Here is a 22,235-nt window from a genome sequence, read left to right on the forward strand (position 1 = left end):
CCGAGCTCGCCTGGAGGCAGTGGCAGATCCTGCGCGAGTCCCGAGGCTGACATTGCAGCGATCCAGCACACGCCAGCTCGAACGTCCTGTCATCGGCAAATGCGGAAACGGAGTTGCGGTCAGCCCTCTTTGCGCGGCCCGCCACCGTTGGGAAGCGGCGGGGCCGCTGGGGCTGACCACTCGCGTGGGCGCTTGACTGGCAGGAGCGCGCATGTGATCGGAGCGAGTTCCCTTGGCGTTGGTGGTTCAGCGTGACATGGGTCAGGTTTTGCGGACCGCGCTGGTGAAGCCGGCGATGAAGAGGGTGGCGAAGGTCCAGGCGAGCAGTTGCAGGACCCAGCTGGCGATGGTGAGGGTTTGGCCGGCGGGGGTGTTGGTGGGTTGGCAGCGGTCGCGGGCGCCGGTTTTGATCAGTGGGGTGCCGAGGTCGAGGCCCACGCCGATCTGGTCGATGGTGGTGCAGGCGGTGGCTGCGGCTTCTCCAGTGGTCGCCGGCTTGTGGGCGAGGCCGCCGTGGTGGCCGCTGGTGACGCTGAGGGTGACTGCGGTCGCAAGCGTGGCGAGGAGCAGGAGCAGGGCGCGCCAGGGCTGGTAGCCGTATCCGAGGGTGATGCCGGTGAGGCGGCCCCAGGCCCGTTCGGAGCCGGCCAGTCCGGCGCGCTGGATCTGGTCGCGGCGTTGGGCGATGAGAATGGTGCGGGCGTCGCGGTCGTGGCCGGCGGCGCGGTAGGCGGCGGCGAGGTGCTGGTAGGGCTGGGCGGCGTAGCCGGGGGTGTGCTCGCGCAGCAGGGTCAGCCAGCGCGGCAGTGACGCCGGCCGCGGCAGCCCGCTGTAGGTGAGCCCGTCCAACTCGATGAGTGATCCTCGGTCCGGTGCCGTGTGCGTCGTTCGGTCGGTGTCGAGGCGGAAGGTCCCGCCGATCCGCGTACCGGTCAACACCAGCACCGCCTGGCCGTCGGCGCTGGTGGCGGTGAACCCGTCGTCCAGCATCACGTCCTGGTCGACGCGGAGGCCGTCGGTGTTGAGGGCAGGTCCGGTGGTGTTCTCCAGCCGTGCCCCGCCGCAGTACAGGACGCCGCCGATGTGGGCGCCGGGCAGCTGGATCGTGCCCAGCTCGCTGGCGCTGGTGGCGGTGAACCCGTCGTCCAGGGCCACGTCCCGGTCGACCTGGAGGTGGTCGGCTTCGAGGGCGGGTCCGGTGGTGTTCTGCAGCCGTGCCCCGGTGCAGTCCAGTGTGCCGAGGCGGGCACCGAGTAGCCGGATCGTGCCCTGCTCGCTGGCGCTGGTGGCGGTGAACCCGCCGCGCAGCAACACGTCCTGGTCGACCTGGAGGTGGTCGGCGTTGAGGGCGGGTCCGGTGGTGTTCTGCAGCCGCGCTCCGCTGCAGTTCAGTTGACCGCCGAGGTGGGCACCGAGTAGCCGAACCGTGCCTCGCTCGCTGGCGCTGGTGGCGGTGGACCCGCGCAGGAACACGCTCTGGTCGACCTGGAGGCCGTCGGCGTCGAGGGCGGGTCCGGTGGCGTTCTCGATCCGCGCTCCGCTGCAGTCCAACGTGCCGAGGTGGGCAGCGAGCAGCCGGACCGTGCCCTGCTCGCTGGCGCTGGTGGCGGTGCTCCCTTCGAGCGAGAGCACCCGCGCGGCGAAGCGTGTGGCGTCGACTGGCGCGTCGTCCGAGTCTGCCGCTTGCTCGATGCGGCACCCGGTCAAGGCAACCGCCGACAGTTGGGCGTTGCGGAGATTCACGCCGCTGGGCAGTAGACAGTCGCGCAGCTCCAGCGCCAGGTTGCTGCTGATGTTCTCCAGATCGATCTGACCGGCGATCCGGGCTCCGCGTAGCCGCAGGCCGTGTGGGTCGGGTTCACTGACCAGACGCCCGCGGACGAGCTCACGGATGACCGAAGCCGAGACCGTCCGCTCATCGCCCCAGGATCGCATCGCTGCCTCGTCGACCGGCCCGTCACCGGCCAGGTCGAGCACTTCGCCGCGGGCGACGGACTTGATCAGTCGCTGCTCGACACGACTGTGCGCTCGACCGTCCGCATTCCTTACCCGCTGGCGACTCACTGACGTCATGACACCAATGATGGACAGCCACGCCAGCCACCGCGATCCTCCGGACCGGGCCACGGCTCGCGACCCGTCGAACGTTCCGCGTCGCGGACGGTGGGAATGGGACGCGGCGGATCAGCTCAGCGGCCCACCCGTCCCACCGGATCCGGTGGCAGCTCGCCCGGCCCCTGCCACGCTCACCAGCGCCACGAGGTCGTCGAGGGTGTCCAGGGTGCGGCCGGGACCGTTCAGGTCCACCTCGACGCCGTACTCCAGCTCGATCGCGTCGACCAGGCGCAGCAGGCCGAGGGAGTCCACGCCGAGTGCGACCATCGACCCGCCGGCCAGCACGTCGGCCGCCGCGACCTCCCCGGTCGTGGCCTCGCTCACCAGTTCCGCGATCCGCTCGCGCAGGTCGGTGCCACTCATGTCAGAACTCCTTTGCGGACTGCCGGACGATCTCGGCGATCTCGGCGATGGTCGGGGTGTCGAAGAAGTCGTCCAGGGGCACCTCGACCCCGAGCCGCTGCTGGATCCGGCCGCTGATGCGGGTGATGGTCAGCGAGTGCCCGCCCAGGTCGAACAGGTCCTCGTGCACACCGATGTCGGGGATGCGCAGCACCTCCTGCCAGATCTGGCGCAGCTGCTCCACCACCGGGTCGTCGCCGGTTCCGTCGGCGGCGGTCCCGCCCGGGGCCGCCCCGGCCGGTTCCCGGGGCGCGGGGGCGGGCAGTGCGGCCCGGTCGACTTTCCCGTTCGGGTTCAGCGGCAGTCGGTCGAGCGTCACGTAGTCGGTGGGCAGCACGGCCTGCGGCAGGTTCAGCGCCAGGTGCTGTCGCAGCTCCGCCGGCTGCGGGGCGGCCCCGGCGCGGCACACCACGTACGCGACGAGGCGCGGCTCGTCCGCGTCGTGCCGCAGCGCGGTGGCTGCCGCGGCCACGGCCGGATGATCGAGGAGCCGGGCGTCGATCTCCCCCAGCTCGACCCGGTGCCCCCGGATCTTGACCTGGTCGTCGATGCGGCCGAGGAACTCGATCCGCCCGTCGGGCAGCCACCGGCAGCGGTCGCCGGTGCGGTAGAGCCGCTCGCCGGCCCGCCCGAACGGGTCCGGCACGAACCGCTCGGCGGTGAGGTCGTCATGCCCCAGGTAGCCGACGGCCAGCCCCGCGCCGGCCAGGTACAGCTCGCCGGGCACCCCGAGCGGCACCGGTCGGCGGGCCTCGTCCAGGACGTACGCCCGCACGTTCGGCAGCGGCCGACCGATGGTGACCTCGTCGGGACCGGCGGGGATCTCCGCCATGGTCGCGTAGACGGTCGCCTCCGTGGGCCCGTACCCGTTGACCAGGCGGGCGGTGCGGGCCCGCAGGTCCCGCGCGAGGGCGACCGGCAGCGCCTCCCCGCCGGCGACCGCGACCAGCGGCGGCGTGCCCCCGGCGTCCGGGGCCGGCACGCCGAGGCCGGCGTCCAGCAGCACCCGCCAGCCGGACGGGGTGGCCTGGGCGTGGGTCACGCCGGTGTCGCGGACCAGCCGCAGCACGCCCGCGCCGTCCAGCGCGCTGACGGCCGAGGCGACGACGACCCGGCCGCCGGTGACCAGTGGCAGGAACACCTCCACGGTGGAGATGTCGAACGACAGCGACGTCAGGTGCAGCCACCGGTCCTGTGGCCCGCTGCCCAGCAGGTCGCGGACGCCCAGCAGCAGGTTCGCCAGCGCGTCGTGCCGCACCGCCACGCCCTTGGGCCGGCCGGTCGACCCGGAGGTGTAGAGCACGTACGCGAGGTCGTCGGCGTGCGGCGGCCCGTCGGCGGGACCGGTCGGGACCGGGCCGTGGAGCAGGTCGGTCCCGTCGAGGGCGAGGGTGGGCCGGTCCGTCTCGGCGGCAGAGCCTGTCACGACCAGCGCCGGGGCGGCGTCGGCGAGGATCGCCTCCCGCCGGGCCGGCGGGTTGCCCGGGTCGACCGGCAGGTAGGCGGCGCGGCAGCGCAGCACCGCCAGCACGGTCACCACCGCCTGCCAGGAGCGGTCCAGCGCGACGGCCACCAGTGTGCCGGGGCCGACCGCGCGCTGGCGCAGCAGCGCGGCGAGCCGGAGGACGGCGGCGTCGAGCTGGGCGTAGGTCAGCGTCATGTCGCCGTCGACCAGGGCCGGCGCGTCCGGTTCTGCGGCGACCCGGGCGGCGAACAGGGCCGGCACCGTCACGGCGGGGTACGCCCGGACGGTGTCGTTGACGGCGCGGGTGACCCGGTCGAGTTCGTCGGCGGGCAGCAGCGGCAGGTCCGCCACGGGGTGGTCGGGTTCGGCGACCGCCGCGGCGAGCATGGTGCGCAGGTGCCCGCCGATCCGGCGTACGGAGTCGGTGTCGATGGCAGTCGGGCTGTGCTGGAGGCTCACCGTGACGCCTGTCGGGGCGTCGACGATCTGCACGTGCAGGGCGTTGCGGGCGGCGCCGCAGAACAGGGTCCAGTCGACCTCGCTGGCCACGCCGGGGAACGCCGGTTCCGCACCGCGCCGCCGGTAGGCGACGCTGACCGGGGTCAGGGCCGGGGCGGGCCGCAACCCGGACACGGCGTGGGCCAGCGGCACGGCGCGGTGCCGGTACGTCTCGCGTAGCCGGGCCCGGACGGCGAGGGCGTGGTCGCGGAACGTGCCCCGCGCCGGGGCGACCGCGACGGGCAGCTCGTTGACGAACAGTCCGACCCGGTCGGCCTGGTCGGCGGTGCGGGTGGACAGGGCCACCCCGACCGGTGTGCCCTGGTTGCCGTAGCGCTCGAGCAGGGCGTGCAGCACGGCGAACAGCAGCTCGAAGCGGGTCACCCCGATCGACCGGGCGGCCCGGTCGACGCCGTCGACCAGGCCGGCGGGCAGGGTCAGGGGCACGGCCTCGCCGGGCTCCGCGGCGGTGGGCAGCCGACGTAGGCCGGGCAGGACGACGTCTCCGGGGCCGGACCAGTGCCGCGCCCAGTGGTCGCGGGCGGCGGGCAGGTCGGCCGCGACGCGTTGCTGCTCGGCGGCGGCGAGGCCGGCGTACCCGTCGCCGCGGGGTGACGGTGCGGCCGGGCCGCCGGCGCGGGCGGCGGCGTAGGCGGCGGCCAGGTCGCGGACGAGCACGTCCTTGGACGTGCCGTCGAAGGCCAGGTGGTGCGCGGTGACGAGCAGCAGGTGGCTGCCGTCGGCGGCGGTCAGCAGGGTGAACCGGGCCAGCGGGCCGGTGCCCAGGTCGTGCGGGCGGGCGACCTCCTCGGTGACGCGGGCGTCGGTCCACTCGCCGACCGTGACCGCCGGGCGCGTGTCCGCGGGAGCCAGGTGGGGGATGCCGTCGTCGTCGGTGACGACGCGGGCGGCCAGGACCGGGTGCTGTTCGGTCACCGCGGCGCACGCCGCGACGAGGGCCCGGCGGTCGAGGTCGGCGGCGAACCGTACGCCCAACGCCATGTGGTAGGCCGTGCCGGCGACGCCGGCCTGCTCGGTGAACCAGACGGCGTGCTGCGCGGAGGTCGCCTCGGCGGTACCCACATGTGCTCCTATGGTCGTGCTGGTGGTCAGTTGTCGAAGAGGTGGGTGAGCTGCCGCTTGAGCACCTTGCCGCCCTCGTTGCGGGGCAGCCGGTCCAGCAGCAGGAGTCGGGCGGGTAACTGGTAGTCGGCCAGCCGGTCGGCGAGGAAACCGCGCAGCACCGGCAGGGACAGCCCGTCCGGGCCGGCCGGGGGGCGGGGCACGACGGCGGCGGCCACGACCGAACCGAGCACCGGGTGCGGAACGCCGACGACGGCCGCCTCGGCGACCAGGGGATGCTCGTGCAGGGCGGCCTCGACCTCGATGGTGGAGACCTTGAACGCGCCGGTCTTGACGACGTCCTGGTGCCGGTCGGTGAGGTACAGGTAGCCGTCGGCGTCCATCCGGCCGACGTCGCCCATCCGGACCCAGCCGTCGCGGAAGGTGGCCCGGTTGGCCGCGTCGTCGCGGTAGTACGCGCGGGGGTGGGGGGCCCGCAGCCACACGTCGCCGGTGGCCCCGGCCGGCAGCGGGTTCCCGTCGGCGTCGGCGACCATCAACTGCCCACCCACCGGCCGCCCGACCGCGTCCCGGCGCGACGGGTCGTAGATCATCGTGGTCTGGGCCGGGGCCGCCTCCGTCGACGTGTAGTAGTTGACGATCGTGGCCTGCGGGAACGCCTCGGCCAGCCGGGCCGCGACCGCGGGGGCGAGCGGGGCGGCGGTGGAGCCGATGAGCTGCACGGCGCCGGTGTCCCGCCCGCGCAGCGCCCCGGAGTCGAGCAGCTCGACGGCGATCGACGGGACGACGAAGACGGTCCCGGTGCCGGGCGTCTCGATCAGCCGGGCGAACCGGGCCGGGGTGAACCGGGGCAGGGTGAACGCGGCGGCCTTCGCGGTGAGCGCGTTGGCCAGCATGGTCTGCCCGGCGTTGGTGCCGATGGCGAACGCGTGCAGAAACCGCTGCGAGTGGGCCAGCGCCAGCCGGCGCGGGTGGGTCGGCGCGCCCACGGTGAGGTTGGCGTGGGTGGCGGCCACTCCCTTCGGGCGGCCCGTGGTGCCCGAGGTGTAGAGGATCTGGGCGAGGTCGCCCGGGCGGGGGCCGGCGGGGTCGAGGCCGGTTCCGGGGCCGGCGAGCAGGTCACCCACCGTCCAGGTCGACACGCCGGGCGGTACCGGCGGGGCGGGGGTGTCGTTGCCGTGCAGGACGGCGGTGGCCGCGCAGTGGGTCAGCGCGTACCCGAGTTGCCCGGCGGCGAGGCGGTCGGACAGTGGCACGGCGACGCCGCCGGCCCGCAGCACCCCGCAGTACGCCACGGCGAACCGGGTCCAGTCGCGGGCGCCGAACAGCAGGCCGACCCGGTCGCCGCGGCACAGGCCCCGGTGCCGCAGCGCGGCGGCCACGGCGGTCGCGCCGGCGGACCACTGGGCGAAGGTCAGCGTCGCCACGCCGTGCACCTCGACCGCGACCTGGTCGGGGTGCAGGCTGGTACGCCAGTCGAGCAGCTCGGGCACGGTACGGAGGGTGGCCCGGCCGGTGGTCGTCGCGGTCATGTCAGGCGGCCTTCCGTCCGGTGGTGGCGGGTTCCCGGCGGTCCCGGACAGCGGCGACCCGGGCGCGGCGCTCCTCGATGCCGACCAGGTCGTCCGGCGGCGCGTCGGGCACCTCGTCGTCGAACCGGGCGAGGGTCGGCGTGAGCAGCGACACCAGCGCCGTCGCCGCGATGCACACCCCGAACACCACGTACAGCAGGCCGTGGCCGCGGCCCGGGCCGACGCCGATCACCGCGCCGACCGTGGCGGCGAGCGCGCCGTCGGGCAGCAGCATCGGCTCGGCGACCCGGGCGGCGAACGGGGCGACGACGCCCCAGCCCAGCGGCAGGGTGGACTGCGCGACCATCTGGTTGAGCGCGAAGACCCGGCCGTGGACGCGCGCCGGCACCTTGGTCTGGATGATCGTGTGGTAGACGCCGTTGACGATGCCGAGGGCCAGGTAGATACCGAAGGCGCCCACGCCGATGAGCAGCAGGTTCGGTCGCAGCCCGGTCAGCACGGCGGCCACCGCGATGCCGCAGGTGCCCAGCAGCACCGCCCGCATCCGGCGTCGGCGGGGGCCGCCCCAGATCAGCATCACCAGGCCGCCGACGGCCGCGCCGACCCCGCCGGCGAGCGCGACCCGGGCCACCTCGTCCAGGTCGGCGAAGCCGAGCACGAGCGGGGAGAGCAGGAACAGCACCGGGAACAGGAAGAAGTTCAGCGCCGCGAAGAACGCCAGCATGGCGCGGAACTCCCGGCGGCGCAGCGAGTACCGGAAGCCGGCGACGATCTCGGCGCCGATGCCCTCGCGTCGTTGCAGCGCCAGGGTGCGCGGGAACCGCACGGCCGCCAGGACACCGATCGCGAACAGGTACGACGCCACGTCGATGAGCAGGATGCCCCGCAGCCCGACGGCCTGCAGCAGGGCCACGGCGAGCAGCGGCACGGTGAACTGGGTGAGGCCGACGGCGGTCTGGGTGAGGCCGTTGGCGTGGCCGAGGTAACGCTTGGGCACCAGCTGCGGCAGCGCCGAGACGAACGCGAGGCGCTGGAACGCCAGCGCCACCGACAGCCACGCCGTCAGCGGGTAGAAGTGCCACACCTCGGCCCGGTCGACCAGCACGAGCCCGGCCAGCACCGCGTTGGCGCCGCCGGCGGCCGCGTTGGCCAGCAGCAGAACGCGTCGCCGGCTGGTCCGGTCGACCAGTGCCCCGGCCAGCGGGGCGACGAGCAGGCCGGGCAGCAGGCCCAGCACGGCGAAGAGGGCGAACCGGGCGAGTGACCCGGTCTCGGTGTAGATCCACAGCGGGATCGCGAAGGTGGTCAGCGCGGTGCCCAGGCCGGAGACGATCTGGCCGGTGGCGACCAGGCCGAAGCGGCGCAGGCTGGGCGGCGGCGCGGTGTCCGCCGGGGTGTCGGCGCCCGGTGGTGGGGGGCCGGCGGGCCGGTGGGAGACGGCGGCGAGCTGCCAGGCGGGCCGAGCGGCGTCCGGTTCGGCCGGCGCGGGTGGCGGCCCGTCGAGGCGTCGGTGCACGTCGGTGACGATCTCCGCCAGCTCGGCGGCCCGGTACTTGAGGAAGTAGTGCCCGCCCTCGTCGACCACCACCAGGGCGGTGCGGTCGGTGAGTAGGTGCCACTCCCGGTACCGCTCCTCGTGGTAGTCGGTGCTGCGGTCGCGTTCGCCGACCACCGAGATGACGGGCGCGCACAGCGGGGTGACCCGCTGGCGCATCAGGTCGGTGAAGTAGTCCTCGGAGACCTCGGCGTCGTGGCGCATCGCCCGGATCAGGAACCGGACCTCGTCGGGCGCGAGCGACCCGACGGCGGTGCCCTGCGCCTGCAGCCAGGTGCGGTAGATCCGGTCGCTGCGCAGGCGTTCGGCCAGCCGCAGCCGCAGCAGCGGACCGAGCGGACCGCCGGCCGGCCGGGCGAACGGGAAGACCGAGCCGAGGTACACCGCCAGCAGGTCCCGGCCGGCGGCCTCCAGCCGGCGGGCGACCTCCACGGCCAGCGCGCCGCCGGGGCCGCAGTGTCCGTAGAGGATCAGTGGGCCTTGCACCCGGGCCAGGATCTCCGCGACGACGTCGGCGGCGACGTCGGCGATGGGCGCGGGCTCGTCGGCGAGGCCGATGTCGTGCCCGGGCACGGCCACCGACAGCAGCCGGTACCCGGCCGGCAGCGCGTCGGCCAGCGGTTGGTACACCACGGCGCTGCCGCCGCCGTACGGGACGCAGACCAGGGTGGCGACCCGGTCGGCGGACGGCACCGGTGGGGTCAGTTCGTGCAGCAGCCCGGCGGGGCCGGCGCCGGCCCCGGCGACGAGGGCGGCCAGCTCGCGTACGGTGCGGTGGCGGAAGAGGTCCATCACGCTGACCGCCGGCGCTTCGCCCACGACGACGGGCAGCTCCCGGCGCAGCCGGGCCACCACCTGGGTGGCCAGCAGCGAGTGCCCGCCCAGGTCGAAGAAGTCGTCGGTGGCGCCGACCTCGGCCACCCCCAGCACGGCCCGCCAGATGCCGGCCACCAGCGTCTCCACCGGCCCGACCGGCGCCACCCGCTCGCCGCCCGGCGGCGCGTCGGTCGGCTCGGGCAGGGCCCGCCGGTCGACCTTGCCGTGCTCCTGCAGCGGCAGCCGGTCCAGGACCATCCAGCGGGTCGGCACCATGTGCTCGGGCAGCCGGTCGGCGAGGCGGCGGCGCAGGCGCGCGGGGTCCGGCCCGTCCGTGCCGGGCGTCGGCTCCAGATAGGCCACCAGCCGGTCGTCGCGCAGCAGCACCGCTGCCTGCCGTACGCCGGGGCAGTTCCGCAGGGTGGCTTCGATCTCCCCCAGCTCGACCCGGTAGCCGCGGATCTTCACCTGGTGGTCGCGGCGGCCGAGGAAGATCAGTTGCCCGTCGGCGTTCCAGCGGCCCAGGTCGCCGGTGCGGTAGAGGCGGGCGCCCGGGGGTCCGTACGGGTCGGGCACGAACCGCTCGGCGGTGAGGCCGGGTCGGTTCAGGTAGCCGCGCGCGAGCCGGTCGCCGCCGAGGTACAGCTCGCCGGCCACCCCGACCGGCACCGGGCGCATCCGCTCGTCGAGCACGTACACGCGGGCGTGCGGCAGGGGCCGACCGATCGGCACGGGGCCGGTGCGCGGGCTGTCGGCTTCCACCTCGTAGGTGGCCACGCCGACGGTGGCCTCGGTGGGGCCGTAGTGGTTGAAGACCCGGGCCGGGCCGGCGTCGGCGAGCGGGCCGACGCGCTCCAGGTCGGACGCCTCGCCGCCGAGGATCAGCGCGCGGGCGGGCAGCAGCTCGGCCGGCTCGGCGTCGGCGGTGAGCGCCGCCAGGTGCGACGGGGTGATCTTGAGGTAGTCGATGTGCCCGTCGCGCAGCCGCTCGGCCAGTTCGGCGCCGGTGCCGCGGCGGGGCAGCAGGTGCACCGCGCCGCCGGTGGCCAGCGCCAGGTAGAAGACGGTGACGCTGAAGTCGAACGACATCGACTGGAGCAGCCCGTACCGGGCGGCCGGGACGACTCCGAACCGGTCGGCCACCCCGTCGAGGTAGCGCAGCGCCTGCCGGTGTCCCACGGCGACGCCCTTCGGCGTGCCCGTGGAGCCGGAGGTGTAGATGACGTACGCGAGGTTTCCGCCGGTCGCCCCGGTCTCGGGTGCGGTGTCGGGCGCGGCGGCGGCCTCGACGGCGATCTCGTCGAGGCAGGCGGCCGGGGCGTCGGCGGGCAGCAGGTCCCGCAGGTCCGCGCTGGTGAGCACCACCGTCGGGCGGGCGTCGGCGAGCATCAGGGCCAGCCGGGCGGCGGGCTGTTCCGGGTCCAGCGGCAGGTACGCGCCGCCGGCGCGGAGCACCCCGAGCAGCGTCGCGGCCAGGTCGACGGACTGCTCCAGCAGGACCCCGACCAGCCGCTCCGGGCCGACTCCGCGGGCGCGCAGCACGTGGGCCAGCCGGTTCGCCCGTCGGTCCAGCTCCCGGAAGGTGAGCGTGTCCGGCCCGCAGACCACGGCCGGCGCGTCGGGCGTGGCGGTGACGAAGGGGGTGACGAGGTCGGCCAGGGTGTCCGCCGGGCCGGTGACGCCGGCGCCAGCGGCCGGGTGGTCGGCGCGGTGGTCGTGGCGTGCCTGGTCCGCGCCGGCGTCGCCACGCCCGGGCCGGGCGAGGGCGAGCACCCGGTCCCGCTCGGCGGGGCCGACCAGGTCCAGGTCGACGACGGGCAGGTCCGGGCGGGCGACCGCGGCGCGCAGCAGCGTCTCGAAGCTGCCGGCCAGCCGGCGTACGGTGGCAGCGTCGAACAGGTCGGTGTTGTGGACGACCATGCAGCGCAGGCCGTCGGCGGTCTCGCCCACGTAGAGCGACAGGTCGAAGCGGGCGGTGGCGGCGTCGGTGCCGACGCCCTCGGCGTGCAGGCCGGCGGGCCAGCGGTCGCCGCCGTGGGTGTAGTTCTGGAGGGTGAACAGCACCTGGAACACCGGGGAGCGGCTGACGTCGCGGGCGACGTTGAGCTCCTTGACCAGCCGTTCGAACGGGATCTCCTGGTGGGCCAGGGCCCGGACCACGGTGGTGCGGGTGCGCCGCAGCAGGGCCGCGAAGCTGGGCTCGACGGCCGGGGCGTCGGCGGTCGCGGCGACCGGGGAGAGGTCGGCGCGCAGGGCGAGGGTGTTGACGAAGAGACCGACGAGGTTCTCCAGCTCCGGCACCACCCGGCCGGCGACCGGGGTGCCGACGGCGAAGTCCCGCTGGCCGCTGTACCGGAACAGCGCGGCCTGCAGACCGGTGAGCAGGGTCATGTAGAGGGTGGCCCGGTGGGCGCGGCTGAGCCGGCGCAGGCCGTCGGTGAGGTCGGCGTCGAGGGCGAAGCGGTACGTGGCGCCGGCGTACGACTGCACGGCCGGCCGGGGCCGGTCGGTGGGCAGCTCCAGCGCAGGCACCCCGGCCAGCGCACGGGTCCAGTACGCGAAGCCGTCGCCGGTGGCCGGTCCGTCGAGCCGGTCCCGCTGCCAGGCGGCGTAGTCGACGTAGTCGACGGCCGGAGCCGGGGGTGGGTCGCCACCGTCGCGCAGCGCGGCGTAGGTGGCGGCGAGCTCGCCGAGGAGCAGGTCCAGTGACCAGCCGTCGCTGACGATGTGGTGCATCGCGAGGTGCACGAGGTGCTCCTCGGCGCCGAGCCGGACGACGAGGGCCCGCAGCAGCGGGGCGTGGCCGAGGTCGAAGGGGGTGGCGACGGAGGCGGCCACCAGCGCGCGGGCGGCGGCCTCCGACGGTGCGGCGGTGACGGCCACCGGCACCCGTACCTGCGGGAGCACGTGCACGACGGGCTCGCCGTCGGCGTTCTCGACGAACCGCATGCGCAGGCTGTCGTGCCGGCCGGCGGTGGCGTCGAGGGCGGCGCGCAGGAGGTCGACGTCCAGCGGCCCGCGCAGCCGGGTGGTCGAGTGGACGACGTACGCGGCGGTGCCGGGGGTGAGCTGTTCGGTGAACCAGATGCGTTCCTGGCCGAACGACAGGCGGGGGTCGGCGGGGGAACGGGTGGCGGCCGGCGCGAGGGCAGGGCTCCGCGACGGTACGTCAACGTTGGTCACGGGTACCCTCTGGTGCGGTGACGGACGGGAGCCAGTAGTTTGCACGCCGCAACCAACCGGGTGGATCGGCTGATCGGTCCACGGTGGACACCATGATCGAGCGATCCGGAAGCTGATCGGTCCACGATGGACAAGATGATCGAGCGATCCGGAACCGGACCGGACCGTCGTACGGTCGGGAATGCCATTCACCGACATGGTCGTGCCCGCCGAGTGGGCGTCGGATGCCCTCGTGCACGTCGAGTTCGCCGGCGCCGGGGCCGGAACGGCGCCGCTGACCTGGGCCCAGCAGGTGCTGTGGCGGGCGCTCACCCGGTTCGGATCCAACCACCGCTTCCTCAACCTGCGGCGCACCGTGGCGGTGTCCGCGCGGGCCGGCGCGGACGTGGCCGCCACGGCCCGCGCGGTCGGTGAGCTGGTCGGCCGGCACTCCGCGCTGCGCACCCGGCTGCGGGTGAGCGACGGCGAGCCGCGCCAGGAGACGGCGGCGACCGGGGTGCTGCCGCTGCTGGTGTACGCCGGCGCCGACGACGGATCCGGGGCCGCCCGGGAGGCCGCCGGCCGCCTCGGCGACGTCGCGTTCGACCACGCCGAGGAGTGGCCGCTGCGGGTCGCGCTGGTCACGGTCGACGACCGGGTACGGCAGATCGTGGTGGTGTTCAGCCACACCACCGTGGACGCGCACGCCGCCGAGGTGGTGCTGCGCGACCTGCGGCTGATCCTGCTCCGGGGCCCCCTGCCCACGCCGCCCGGGCCGCAGTCGGCGGACGTGGCCCGCCACCAGCACGGGGCCGACCGGCGCCGCTCGGAGCGGGCCGTGGCGTACTGGCTGCGGCAGTTCCAGCGCCTGCCCCGCCAGCCGCTGACCCCGACCGGGCCGGGGCTCGATCCTCCGCTGCGCCGGGGCGTGCTGGTCTCCTCCGCCATCGACACCGCCGCCCGGCTGATCGCCGCCCGGCAGCGGGTCAGCGTGTCGGCGGTGCTGCTGGCCGGGTACGCGGCGATGGCCGCCCGCGACACGGGGCGCGAGCTGTGCGGCCTGTTCCCGATGGCCCACAACCGGTTCCGCGTCGAGTACGCCGACGCGGTAGCCAACCTCGGCCAGATCGGCTTCTGCGTGGTGGACCTGACCGGGCGTCCCGACTTCGGCGAGCTGGTGTCCCGGGTCTGGGCCGCGTCCCTGGACGGCCTGCGGCACGCCTACTACGCACCGCCCGCCCTACGCCACGCCTTCGAGGCCCAGGGCGTCGACCTCGACTCGGCGTTCCTGCCGTACCACTACTTCAACGACGTCCGGCTGGCCACCGGCGGTGCCGAGCCGGCGCCCCGGGTGACCCCCGGCGAGCTACGGGCGGCCATGGAGCGCAGCACCTTCTCCTGGACCGCCGGCCTCCAGCAGGCGGCTTGGCACCTGCTGGCCCACGTGGTCGACGAGCCGGCCGGGGTCGGCGTCACGCTCACCGCCGACACCCGCCACCTTCCGATGGACGCCGTCGAGCCGTTCCTGCGCGGGCTGGAGGAACTGCTGGTCGAGGCGGCCTTCGCGGCGGTGCCATGGCCGTGGTCGGCCGCCCGCGCCGGGCTCCCGGCCGCCGCCGGGCCGGTCGCCCCCGACATCACGGGCACCGAGAAGGTGGCGTACGCGTCGTTCCAGGGCGGACGCGACGCGAGTGCGCCGCTGACCTGGGGGCAACGCGCGATGTGGCGCACCGTCGAGGAGTTCGACTCCCCCGCCGCCTACCGGGTGCTGGCCCTCCCCCGCACCCTGACGGTCCCCGCACGGGCCGACGTCACCGTGCCCCGGGCGCTGGACGGCGTCGGCGCGCTGGTCGCCCGGCACGAGTCGCTGCGTACCCGGTTCCGCCTGCGGGACCGCGAGCTGCACCAGGAGGCGGCGGCGACGGGCCGGCTGCCGGTCCTCGTCCACGCCGTGGCCCGGCCGGCCGACGACCCCAACGGCCGGCGTGCCGCGGCTGCCCTGACCGCCCGGCTGCGCAAGCCGCGCTTCGACCACGTCGCCGAGTGGCCGCTGCGCGTCGCGCTGGTCACGGTCGACGACCGGGTACGGCAGATCGTCGCGGTGTTCAGCCACTCCGTCGTGGACCTGCACGCCGCCGACACCGTGCTGCGTGACCTGCGGACGCTCCTGCTGCGCGGCGCGCTGGACACGCCGCCCGGTCTTCAGTCGCTGGACCTCGCCGAGCGGGAACGCCGCGTCGGGACAGGGCGCTCACAGCGGGCCGTGGCGTACTGGGTCCGGCAGTTGGACGGCCTCACCGGGAGCCTCTCCGACCCGGACCGGTCCGCCGCGGAGGCCCGCCACCTGCGCGGTTCGCTGGTGTCCGCGGCGCTGCACCACGCGACCGGGCTGGTGGCGGCCCGCCACGGGGTCAGCACCTCCGACGCCCTGCTGGCGGCGACCGCCGCCGTGCTGGACGCGGGCAGCGGGCGGGGCGCCTGCGGAATCGTCGTCATGGCCAACAACCGCTTCCAGCCCGACCACGACCGCGCCGTCGGCACCCTGAACCAGATCGGGTTCTGCCGGGTGGACCTGGCCGACCGGCCCGGCTTCGCCGAGCTGCTGTCCCGTACGCGACGCTCGGCCCTGGACGCCTACCGGCACGCCTACTACGACCCCGCGGCGTGGGAGCAGGCGGTCACCGAGCTGGGCCATGACCACCGGACCTTCCTGGCCCCGTTCTGCTACCTCAACGACGCCCGCCTGTCGCGCCCCGCCCGACCCTCGACGGCCGGCCCGGACGAGGCCGACGTGCGGGCCATGCTGACCCGAAGCACCGTCCGGTGGCTGCCGGACCTGGCGCAGTTCCCCTGGCGGTGCCGCCTCCAGGTGCGCGACGCCCCCGACGCCGTCGAGCTGATCGTCACCGCCGACACCCGGTACCTCCCGCCCGGGCGGGCCGAGGAGTTGCTGCGCGGCGTCGAGGCGCTGCTGGTCGAGGCGGCCTTCGACGACACGGCGCGCATCTCGGCTACTCCTTGACCTACTACGGCCCGACCGTCGCGGCTGAGGCCACTCAGCCGACCGGGAACGCCGACGGCCACGGACGAGGCCACCCGGTCCCGGTCACCGACGCCCGACGTTCGACAGTTCGGCGGCGACGTCGGCGGTCGCGACGCGCCGGCGGACCCGGGCCGGCGGGGCGGGCAGGGCACGCCGGTCGACCTTGCCGTTCGCGGTCGCGGGCAGCTCCGGCAGGACCACGTACCGCAGGGGCACCATGTAGTCGGGCAACTGCTGCGCCATGAAGGCGCGCAGCGCGCGTTCGGCCACCCGCTGCGGGTCGGCGTCGCGTTCGGTCACCACGTACGCCACGAGGGTCGCCGCGGCGCCCAGGTCGTCGCGCAGCAGCACGACGCTGTTGGCGACGAGCGGGTGCCGGTTGAGCACCGACTCGATCTCGCCGAGCTCCACCCGCTGCCCGCGGACCTTCACCTGGGTGTCGATGCGCCCGCCGTAGTGGAGGTGCCCGCCCGGCGACCACCAGGCCAGGTCGCCGGTGCGGTACACCCGCTGCCGCCGGCCGGCGACATCCGTCTCGACGAACCGCTCCGCGGTCAGGTCGGGCCGCCCGGCGTACCCCCGGGCCAGGCAGTCCCCGCCGAGGACCAGTTCCCCGGGCAGGCCCAGCGGGGCGAGCGCACCGCGCTCGTCGAGGACGTACGCGGCGACGTTCGTGATCGGCCGGCCGATGGGGACGGTGTCGTCCGGTTCGGGCCGGCGGCACGGCCAGGCGGTGACGTCGATGGCGGCCTCGGTGGGCCCGTACAGGTTGTGCACCTCGACCCGCGGCAGGACGGCGGTGAGCTTGTTGACCAGCTTCGGCGGCAGCGCCTCCCCGCTGCAGATGACCCGGCGCAGTCCGGTGCAGCGGCCCAGGCCGGCCTCCTCCACGAAGAGGGCGAGCATGGAGGGCACGAAGTGCACCGTGGTCACCGACTCGCGGGCGATGACGTCGACCATCTCCTGCGGGTCGCGGTGCGCCTGCGCCTGCGCCGTGACCAGTGTCGCGCCGGCCATGAACGCCCACAACAGCTCCCACACCGACACGTCGAAGGTGTACGGCGTCTTCTGCAGCACCACGTCGCCGGGGCCGATGCGGTACTCGTCCTGCATCCACACCAGCCGGTTGGCCAGCGACAGGTGCGTCATCTGCACGCCCTTGGGCGCCCCGGTCGAGCCGGAGGTGAAGATGACGTACGACAGACCCCGCACCACCTCCTCGGGGGCCCGGTAGCCGCGCCAGTCGACCGGCGCGGCCGGCAGGTCACCGCCCGTCAGCGGCCGTACGGGGACGGACGGCTCGCCGCCGGAGCCCAGCGCGGCCCGCCCCGCGTCGTCGGCCAGCACCAGCGCGGCGTCGGCCGCGCGGAGCATGAGGTCCAGCCGGGCGCGGGGGTGGGACGGATCCAGCGGCAGGTACGCCCCGCCGGCCAGCAGGACGCCGAGCAACGCGACCACCATCTCGGGGCTCCGCTCGGTGCACAGCCCGACCACCGACCCGGGTCCCACACCCTCGGCGCGCAGCCGCCCGGCCAGCGTCGCCGCCTCGTCGAGGAACTCGCGGTAGGTGCGGTCCCGTCCGCCGCCGCGCAGCGCGACGGCGTCCGGGGTGAGCGCCGCCTGGCGGCAGATCGTCTCGTGCACCGGCGTGCGTGGCGCGGGGACCGGCGCGGGGTTGAAGGCGAGCAGCGCCGCGCGCTCCACCGGGCCGACCAGCGCGGCGTCCCGGACCGGCCGGTCCGGATGGGCGGCGAGCCAGGCGTGCAGGGTGTCCAGGCGCTCCTGCAGGTACGCGGGACCGCCATGGTGCCGGGCGAACCGGACCGGCACCCCGGCCAGGACCGCCGACGCCCCGGGCCCACCCGTCATGGGCTCTGCCAGCACGACGTCCGCCGACGCCGGCTCCCGCTGCCGGCTGGGCGTCTGCGCGCGTACCTGGGTCAGGGTGCTGTCCGGGGAGACGCGCACCAGGACGTCGCCCCGCGGGCCCCGCACGGCGACCGACGGCGCGGCCGAGAGGCGGTGGCAGAGCACGGCCGCCACCGCCGCGACCAGGTCCAGATCGTCGTGGCCGCTCATGCCGTCACCAGCCCGGCCAGCGTGCGCGGCGTGGGGTCGGCGGAGAACGCCTCGACCGGGACACGCACCCCGAACCTGCGCTGCACCTGGGTGATCATGCGGATGAACAGCAGCGACTCACCACCCAGCACGAAGAAGTTCGCGTCCGGGTCGATGTCGGGAGTGCCGAGCATCCGGCCCCACAGCTCCATGATCTCGTCGACCACCTCGGTCTCTCCGGCGCCGACGGCGGGCTGCTCCGGTTCCGCGACGTCGGCGGCCGGCGCCGCCGGTACGGGGTCGAGCCAGTGCCGGGTGCGGGCGAACGGGTACGTGGGCAACGCGACCCGCCGTGCGCTGCTCTCACCCCGCGCCGCGGTCCAGTCCACGGCCGCTCCGGCGGTCCACAGCCCGCCGAGTCCGGCGAGCACGTCACCGGCGTCGACCTGTGCCCTCGGCCGGGGTTGCAGGGCGAACGTGGGCACCCGCCCCCGGTCCTGCGTCCACCGCGCCGGCCGCGAAGAGCCCGAGCCCGCCGTCGTCTGCCGGGCCATGCCGGTCAGGGCGGTGCCCGGCCCGACCTCGACCAGGACCGGGTCGGGCAGGTCCAGCGCGGTCAGCAGCGCGTCGTGGTAGCGCACCGGGCTGCGCAGCTGCGCCGCCCAGTAGCCCTCGGCACGGGGCAGCCCCCTGCCGAGCAGTATGCCGTCGATGCTGCTGACGACCGGGACGGTGCGGGGTCGCTGGGCGATGCGGTCCGCCTCGGCGCCGAGCAGTCGTGCCGCGTCGGCCATCATCCGCGAGTGGAAGGCGCGCTGCGCGGGCATCGCCCGGCAGTGCACCTCGGCCGTGGCCAGGCGCTCCCGCAACTCGGTGAGCTGCGCCACCGGCCCGGCCAGCACGGTGAACTCGGGGGCGTTGTACGCGGCCACGTCGAGGCCGTCCAGGCCCGCCAGGTGCTCCTCGACGGTGGACGGCGGCGCGAGCACGGCCAGCATGCCGCCCTCGGGCGCGTCCTGCATCAGCCTGCCGCGGGTCGCGACCAGGCGCAGCATGTCGTCCGCGGCCATCTCGCCGGCCAGCGCCGCGGCGGCGAACTCACCGATCGAGTGGCCGATCAACGCCGCCGGGCGGACGCCCCACGACACCAGCAGTCTGCCGAGGGCGAGTTCGTGCAGCGCCAGCGCGGGCTGGGTGACGTCGGTGCGGTGCACGACCCCGTGCGGGTCGTCGTCGACCAGCACGTCGCGCAGGTCCAGCCCCAGGACCGGGGCCAGCAGCGCCGCGCCGTGGTCGAGGTCGACGCGGAAGGACGGGCAGCGGTCGTAGAGCCCCCGCGACATGGCGGGGAACTCGGCGCCCTGGCCCGGGAACAGGAACACCACGCTGGGCCGGCGCGCGGCCTCGCGGACCGGCGCCTTGGGCAGTCGGGTCAGCGCCGCGGGGACGTCCCGCGCGGCGACCGCGAGCCGGTGCGGGAAGTGCCTGCGGTACGTCTGCGACGTCAGCGCGACATCGCCGACGGCCAGGTCGGGGCGTTGCCGCAGGTGCTCGCCGAGCTGCTCGGCGGCCTCGCGGACCGCCTCCGGGCTGCGCCCGGACAGCACGATCAGCTCGGTGCGACCGTCTACCTCGGCGGGACCGGGCGCGACCGGCCCGTCGGCCTCCTCCAACACGACGTGGGCGTTGGTGCCGCCGAGGCCGAAGGAGCTGACCGCCGCCCGGCGTGGGCCGCCGGCGGAGTCCCACTGCCGGGCCACGCTGTCCACGGTGAACGGGGTCGACCCGTCGAGCAGTTCGGGGCGGGCCTGCTTGAGGCCGGCCAGCGGCGGGATCTGCCGGAAGTGCAGCGCCAGCGCGGCCTTGATGAGCCCGGTGACGCCGGCGGCCGCGTCGAGGTGGCCGACGTTGGCCTTGACCGAGCCGATCGAGCACGGCTGCTCGCCGCGCCGGAACACCTCGGTCAGCGCCGCCAGCTCGATCGCGTCGCCGACCTCGGTGGCGGTGCCGTGCGCCTCGAGGTAGCCGACGGTCGCGGGATCGACGCCGGCGGCGGCGTACGCGCGCGTCAGCACGTCGATCTGTCCGGCGATGCCGGGCGCGGTGTAGCCGACCTTCATGCCGCCGTCGTTGTTCACCGCCGAGCCCTTGATCAGGGCGTACACGGTGTCCCCGTCGCGGCGGGCGTCCTCGGCGCGTTTGAGCGCCACCATGGCGACGCCGTTGCCGGGGACGGTCCCGTCGGCCGTGGCGTCGAAGGGCCGGCACGTGCCGTCGGGCGACATGATGCCCTTCGTCTCGTAGAGGTAGCCGGCCTGCTGCGGCACGGCCACGCAGACGCCGCCGGCGAGCGCGACGTCCGAGTCACCGGTGCGCAGGCTCTGGCACGCCAGGTGCACCGCCACCAGCGACGTCGAGCAGGCGGTCTGCACGGTGACCGCGGGACCGCCCAGGTCCAGCCGGTACGCGACCTTCGCGGCCAGGTGGTCCTTCTCGTTGCCCAGCACCACCGACAGCAGCCCCTGGGTCTCGACCAGGCCGGGCTGCGCGAACACGTGGTGCAGCGCGTAGTAGTTGAACCCGGCCCCGGCGAACACGCCGACCCGGCCGAAGGGTTCGCGGGTGGCCAGGCCGGCGGACTCCAGCGTGGCCCACGCCGTCTGCATCAGCAGCCGGTGCTGCGGATCCATGGTCTCGGCCTCCCGCGGCGTGATGCCGAAGAAGGCGGCGTCGAACAGGTCCGGGTCGGCCAGCACGCCGCGCGCCGGCACGTACGACGGGTCGTCGAGCCGGTCGGCGGGCACGCCCGCGGCCAGCAGCTCGCCGCGGGTCAGCTCGCTGATCGTGATCTTCCCGGCGGCCACGTGGGACCAGTACTCCCAGACGTCGGCGGCGCCGGGGAACCGGCCCGCCATGCCTACGATCGCGATGTCGCCGTTCATCAGGATGCTCCTGCTCCTTCGGTCTGTGCGTGCAGATGCCGGGCCAGCGTCTGGACGGTCGGGAAGCGGTAGAGGTCGGTCAGCGCGACGGTCCGGCCGGCCAGCCGCTCCTGGAGCAGCCGGCGCACGATGGCCAGCCGCAGCGACTCCCCGCCGACGTCGAAGAACGCCTCGTCGACGTCGAAGTCGTCGGTGCCCAGCGCCTCCACCCAGGCCCCCGTCACCAGCTCCTCGAACTCGGCGAGCGACGCGGAGCGCTGGGCGGGAACCTGCGGCGGCTGCCCGGCCGTCGCGTCGGCGCTCGCCGTCGCAGCGGCGGGGAACGCGGCGGCGGCGGGCTGCGGCACCGCGGCCAGCGCGCCCAGGGCACGGAGGTCGACCTTGCCGTTGCGGTCGAGCGGGAACTCGGCCACGGTCACCCACTGCTGCGGCCGGGCGTAGGGGGCCAGCTCGGCCTCCACCGCGCGGCGCACGTCGGCCACGACGAGGCCCTCGGGCGCGGGCTTCAACGCGGCGCACAGGCGTACGCCCGACCCCGTCACCGGGTCGCCGGTGGTGAACACCACCGCGTCCTGCACCCCGGGCCGCTCGCGCAGCCGGCGCTCGACGTCGACCAGCTCCACCCGGTGCCCGGCGATCTTCACCTGGCGGTCGTTGCGGCCCAGGAAGCGCAGCTGCCCGTCCGCGCCCCAGCGCACCAGGTCCCCGGTGCGGTACAGGCGCACCCCCAGGCCCGCGTGGCGCACGAACGACGCGTCGGTGCGCACGGGGTCGTTGAGGTAGCCGTCGGCGAGCCCGCCGCCCGCCGCCCACAGTTCGCCGATCGCGCCCGGCGGCACGAGGCGCCCCGACGGGTCGACGACGTACAGGTCGGTGCCGTGCACCGCCGCACCGATCGGCAGCGGGTCGGGCGTCGCGTCGGCGTGGTCCACCGAGTACGTCGTGGTGAACGTGGTGTTCTCGGTGGGGCCGTAGCCGTTGGTGAGTCGCAGCCCCGGGCAGGCCCGCAGCACCCGGCGCACGTGCGCCGGGGAGACCACGCCGCCGCCGGTGAACAGCTGCCGCAGCCCGGCGAACGCGTCCGGGCGGTGGTCGGCGACCAGGTGGAACACGCCCGAGGTGAGCCAGGCGTGGGTGATCCCGGCGGTGGGCAGGAACTCGGCCAGGCCGCTCGGCGTCGGTTCGCCGGGCGGGAACACGACCACGGTGTCGCCGTTGGCGAGCGGCACCAGCAGCTCCAGCGTGGACGCGTCGAACGCCAGCGGGGACAGCCGCATCATCCGCATGTCCGCCCGGTCGGCGAACAGCCGCGGGTCGTCGGCCAGCCGCAGCACGGCCCGGTGCGGCACGACCACGCCCTTGGGCACCCCGGTGGAGCCCGAGGTGAAGGAGACGTACGCGGCCCGCGCCGGGTCGGCCGGTGCCGCCTCGACCGGGCCGTCGCCGGACCGCGCGTGGTCGGCCGTCGCCGAGCCGGACCGGCCCGGCGCACCCCCGCGCGCCTCGACCGGGCCTTCTCCCGGCGGCGCCGGCCTGCCCAGGCGGGCAGGTGGGCAGTCGGCCG

At 75.2% G+C, this 22,235-nt stretch carries 9 protein-coding genes; 1 reads left to right on the forward strand and 8 read right to left on the reverse strand.

The window, feature by feature from the left end; translation table 11 throughout:
• Positions 1 to 261 precede the first annotated feature (261 nt).
• The 5 genes from AB0L34_RS23530 to AB0L34_RS23550 form a co-directional block, all read right to left on the reverse strand.
• Positions 262 to 2,073 (reverse strand): hypothetical protein, encoded by a 1,812-nt coding sequence (locus tag AB0L34_RS23530; protein WP_363706586.1) that lies wholly within the window; start codon positions 2,071 to 2,073, stop codon positions 262 to 264.
• A 111-nt stretch (positions 2,074 to 2,184) separates the two neighbouring features.
• Positions 2,185 to 2,478: an acyl carrier protein gene (locus AB0L34_RS23535; RefSeq protein WP_363706588.1), complete on the reverse strand. Its 294-nt coding sequence runs from the start codon at positions 2,476 to 2,478 to the stop codon at positions 2,185 to 2,187.
• 1 nt (position 2,479) lies between these two features.
• Complete coding sequence (locus AB0L34_RS23540) at positions 2,480 to 5,563, reverse strand: amino acid adenylation domain-containing protein (RefSeq protein WP_363706590.1); 3,084 nt, start codon at positions 5,561 to 5,563, stop codon at positions 2,480 to 2,482.
• Positions 5,564 to 5,589: 26 nt separating this feature from the next.
• Complete coding sequence (locus tag AB0L34_RS23545) at positions 5,590 to 7,095, reverse strand: AMP-binding protein (protein WP_363706592.1); 1,506 nt, start codon at positions 7,093 to 7,095, stop codon at positions 5,590 to 5,592.
• Between the two features lies 1 nt (position 7,096).
• Positions 7,097 to 12,649 (reverse strand): amino acid adenylation domain-containing protein, encoded by a 5,553-nt coding sequence (locus tag AB0L34_RS23550; protein WP_363706594.1) that lies wholly within the window; start codon positions 12,647 to 12,649, stop codon positions 7,097 to 7,099.
• Positions 12,650 to 12,830: 181 nt separating this feature from the next.
• On the opposite strand from AB0L34_RS23550, the gene AB0L34_RS23555 reads away from it, so the two are divergent.
• Complete coding sequence (locus tag AB0L34_RS23555) at positions 12,831 to 15,650, forward strand: condensation domain-containing protein (RefSeq protein ID WP_363706596.1); 2,820 nt, start codon at positions 12,831 to 12,833, stop codon at positions 15,648 to 15,650.
• 84 nt (positions 15,651 to 15,734) lie between these two features.
• Here AB0L34_RS23555 and AB0L34_RS23560 read toward each other — a convergent pair whose 3' ends face one another.
• The 3 genes from AB0L34_RS23560 to AB0L34_RS23570 all read right to left on the reverse strand — a co-directional run.
• The gene (locus AB0L34_RS23560; protein ID WP_363706598.1) at positions 15,735 to 17,750 is read right to left on the reverse strand and encodes an amino acid adenylation domain-containing protein; all 2,016 of its coding nucleotides are present in this window, start codon (positions 17,748 to 17,750) and stop codon (positions 15,735 to 15,737) included.
• Complete coding sequence (locus tag AB0L34_RS23565; protein WP_363706600.1) at positions 17,747 to 20,671, reverse strand: beta-ketoacyl synthase N-terminal-like domain-containing protein; 2,925 nt, start codon at positions 20,669 to 20,671, stop codon at positions 17,747 to 17,749. Before AB0L34_RS23565 ends, AB0L34_RS23560 begins: the two co-directional genes overlap by 4 nt.
• On the reverse strand, positions 20,671 to 22,235 hold a 1,565-nt coding region (locus tag AB0L34_RS23570; protein WP_363706601.1), incomplete at its 5' end, for a non-ribosomal peptide synthetase. The genes AB0L34_RS23565 and AB0L34_RS23570, both read right to left, overlap by 1 nt.

This window comes from Micromonospora sp. NPDC052213 (assembly GCF_040679695.1).
Taxonomy (GTDB): domain Bacteria; phylum Actinomycetota; class Actinomycetes; order Mycobacteriales; family Micromonosporaceae; genus Micromonospora.

Excerpts from the sequence above, each read along its gene's own strand:
- AB0L34_RS23560 (WP_363706598.1), bottom strand. The coding sequence starts at position 17,750 with ATGAGCGGCCACGACGATCTGGACCTGGTCGCGGCGGTGGCGGCCGTG.
- AB0L34_RS23555 (WP_363706596.1), top strand. The coding sequence starts at position 12,831 with ATGCCATTCACCGACATGGTCGTGCCCGCCGAGTGGGCGTCGGATGCC.
- AB0L34_RS23530 (WP_363706586.1), bottom strand. The coding sequence starts at position 2,073 with ATGACGTCAGTGAGTCGCCAGCGGGTAAGGAATGCGGACGGTCGAGCG.
- AB0L34_RS23545 (WP_363706592.1), bottom strand. The coding sequence starts at position 7,095 with ATGACCGCGACGACCACCGGCCGGGCCACCCTCCGTACCGTGCCCGAG.
- AB0L34_RS23535 (WP_363706588.1), bottom strand. The coding sequence starts at position 2,478 with ATGAGTGGCACCGACCTGCGCGAGCGGATCGCGGAACTGGTGAGCGAG.
- AB0L34_RS23565 (WP_363706600.1), bottom strand. The coding sequence starts at position 20,671 with ATGAACGGCGACATCGCGATCGTAGGCATGGCGGGCCGGTTCCCCGGC.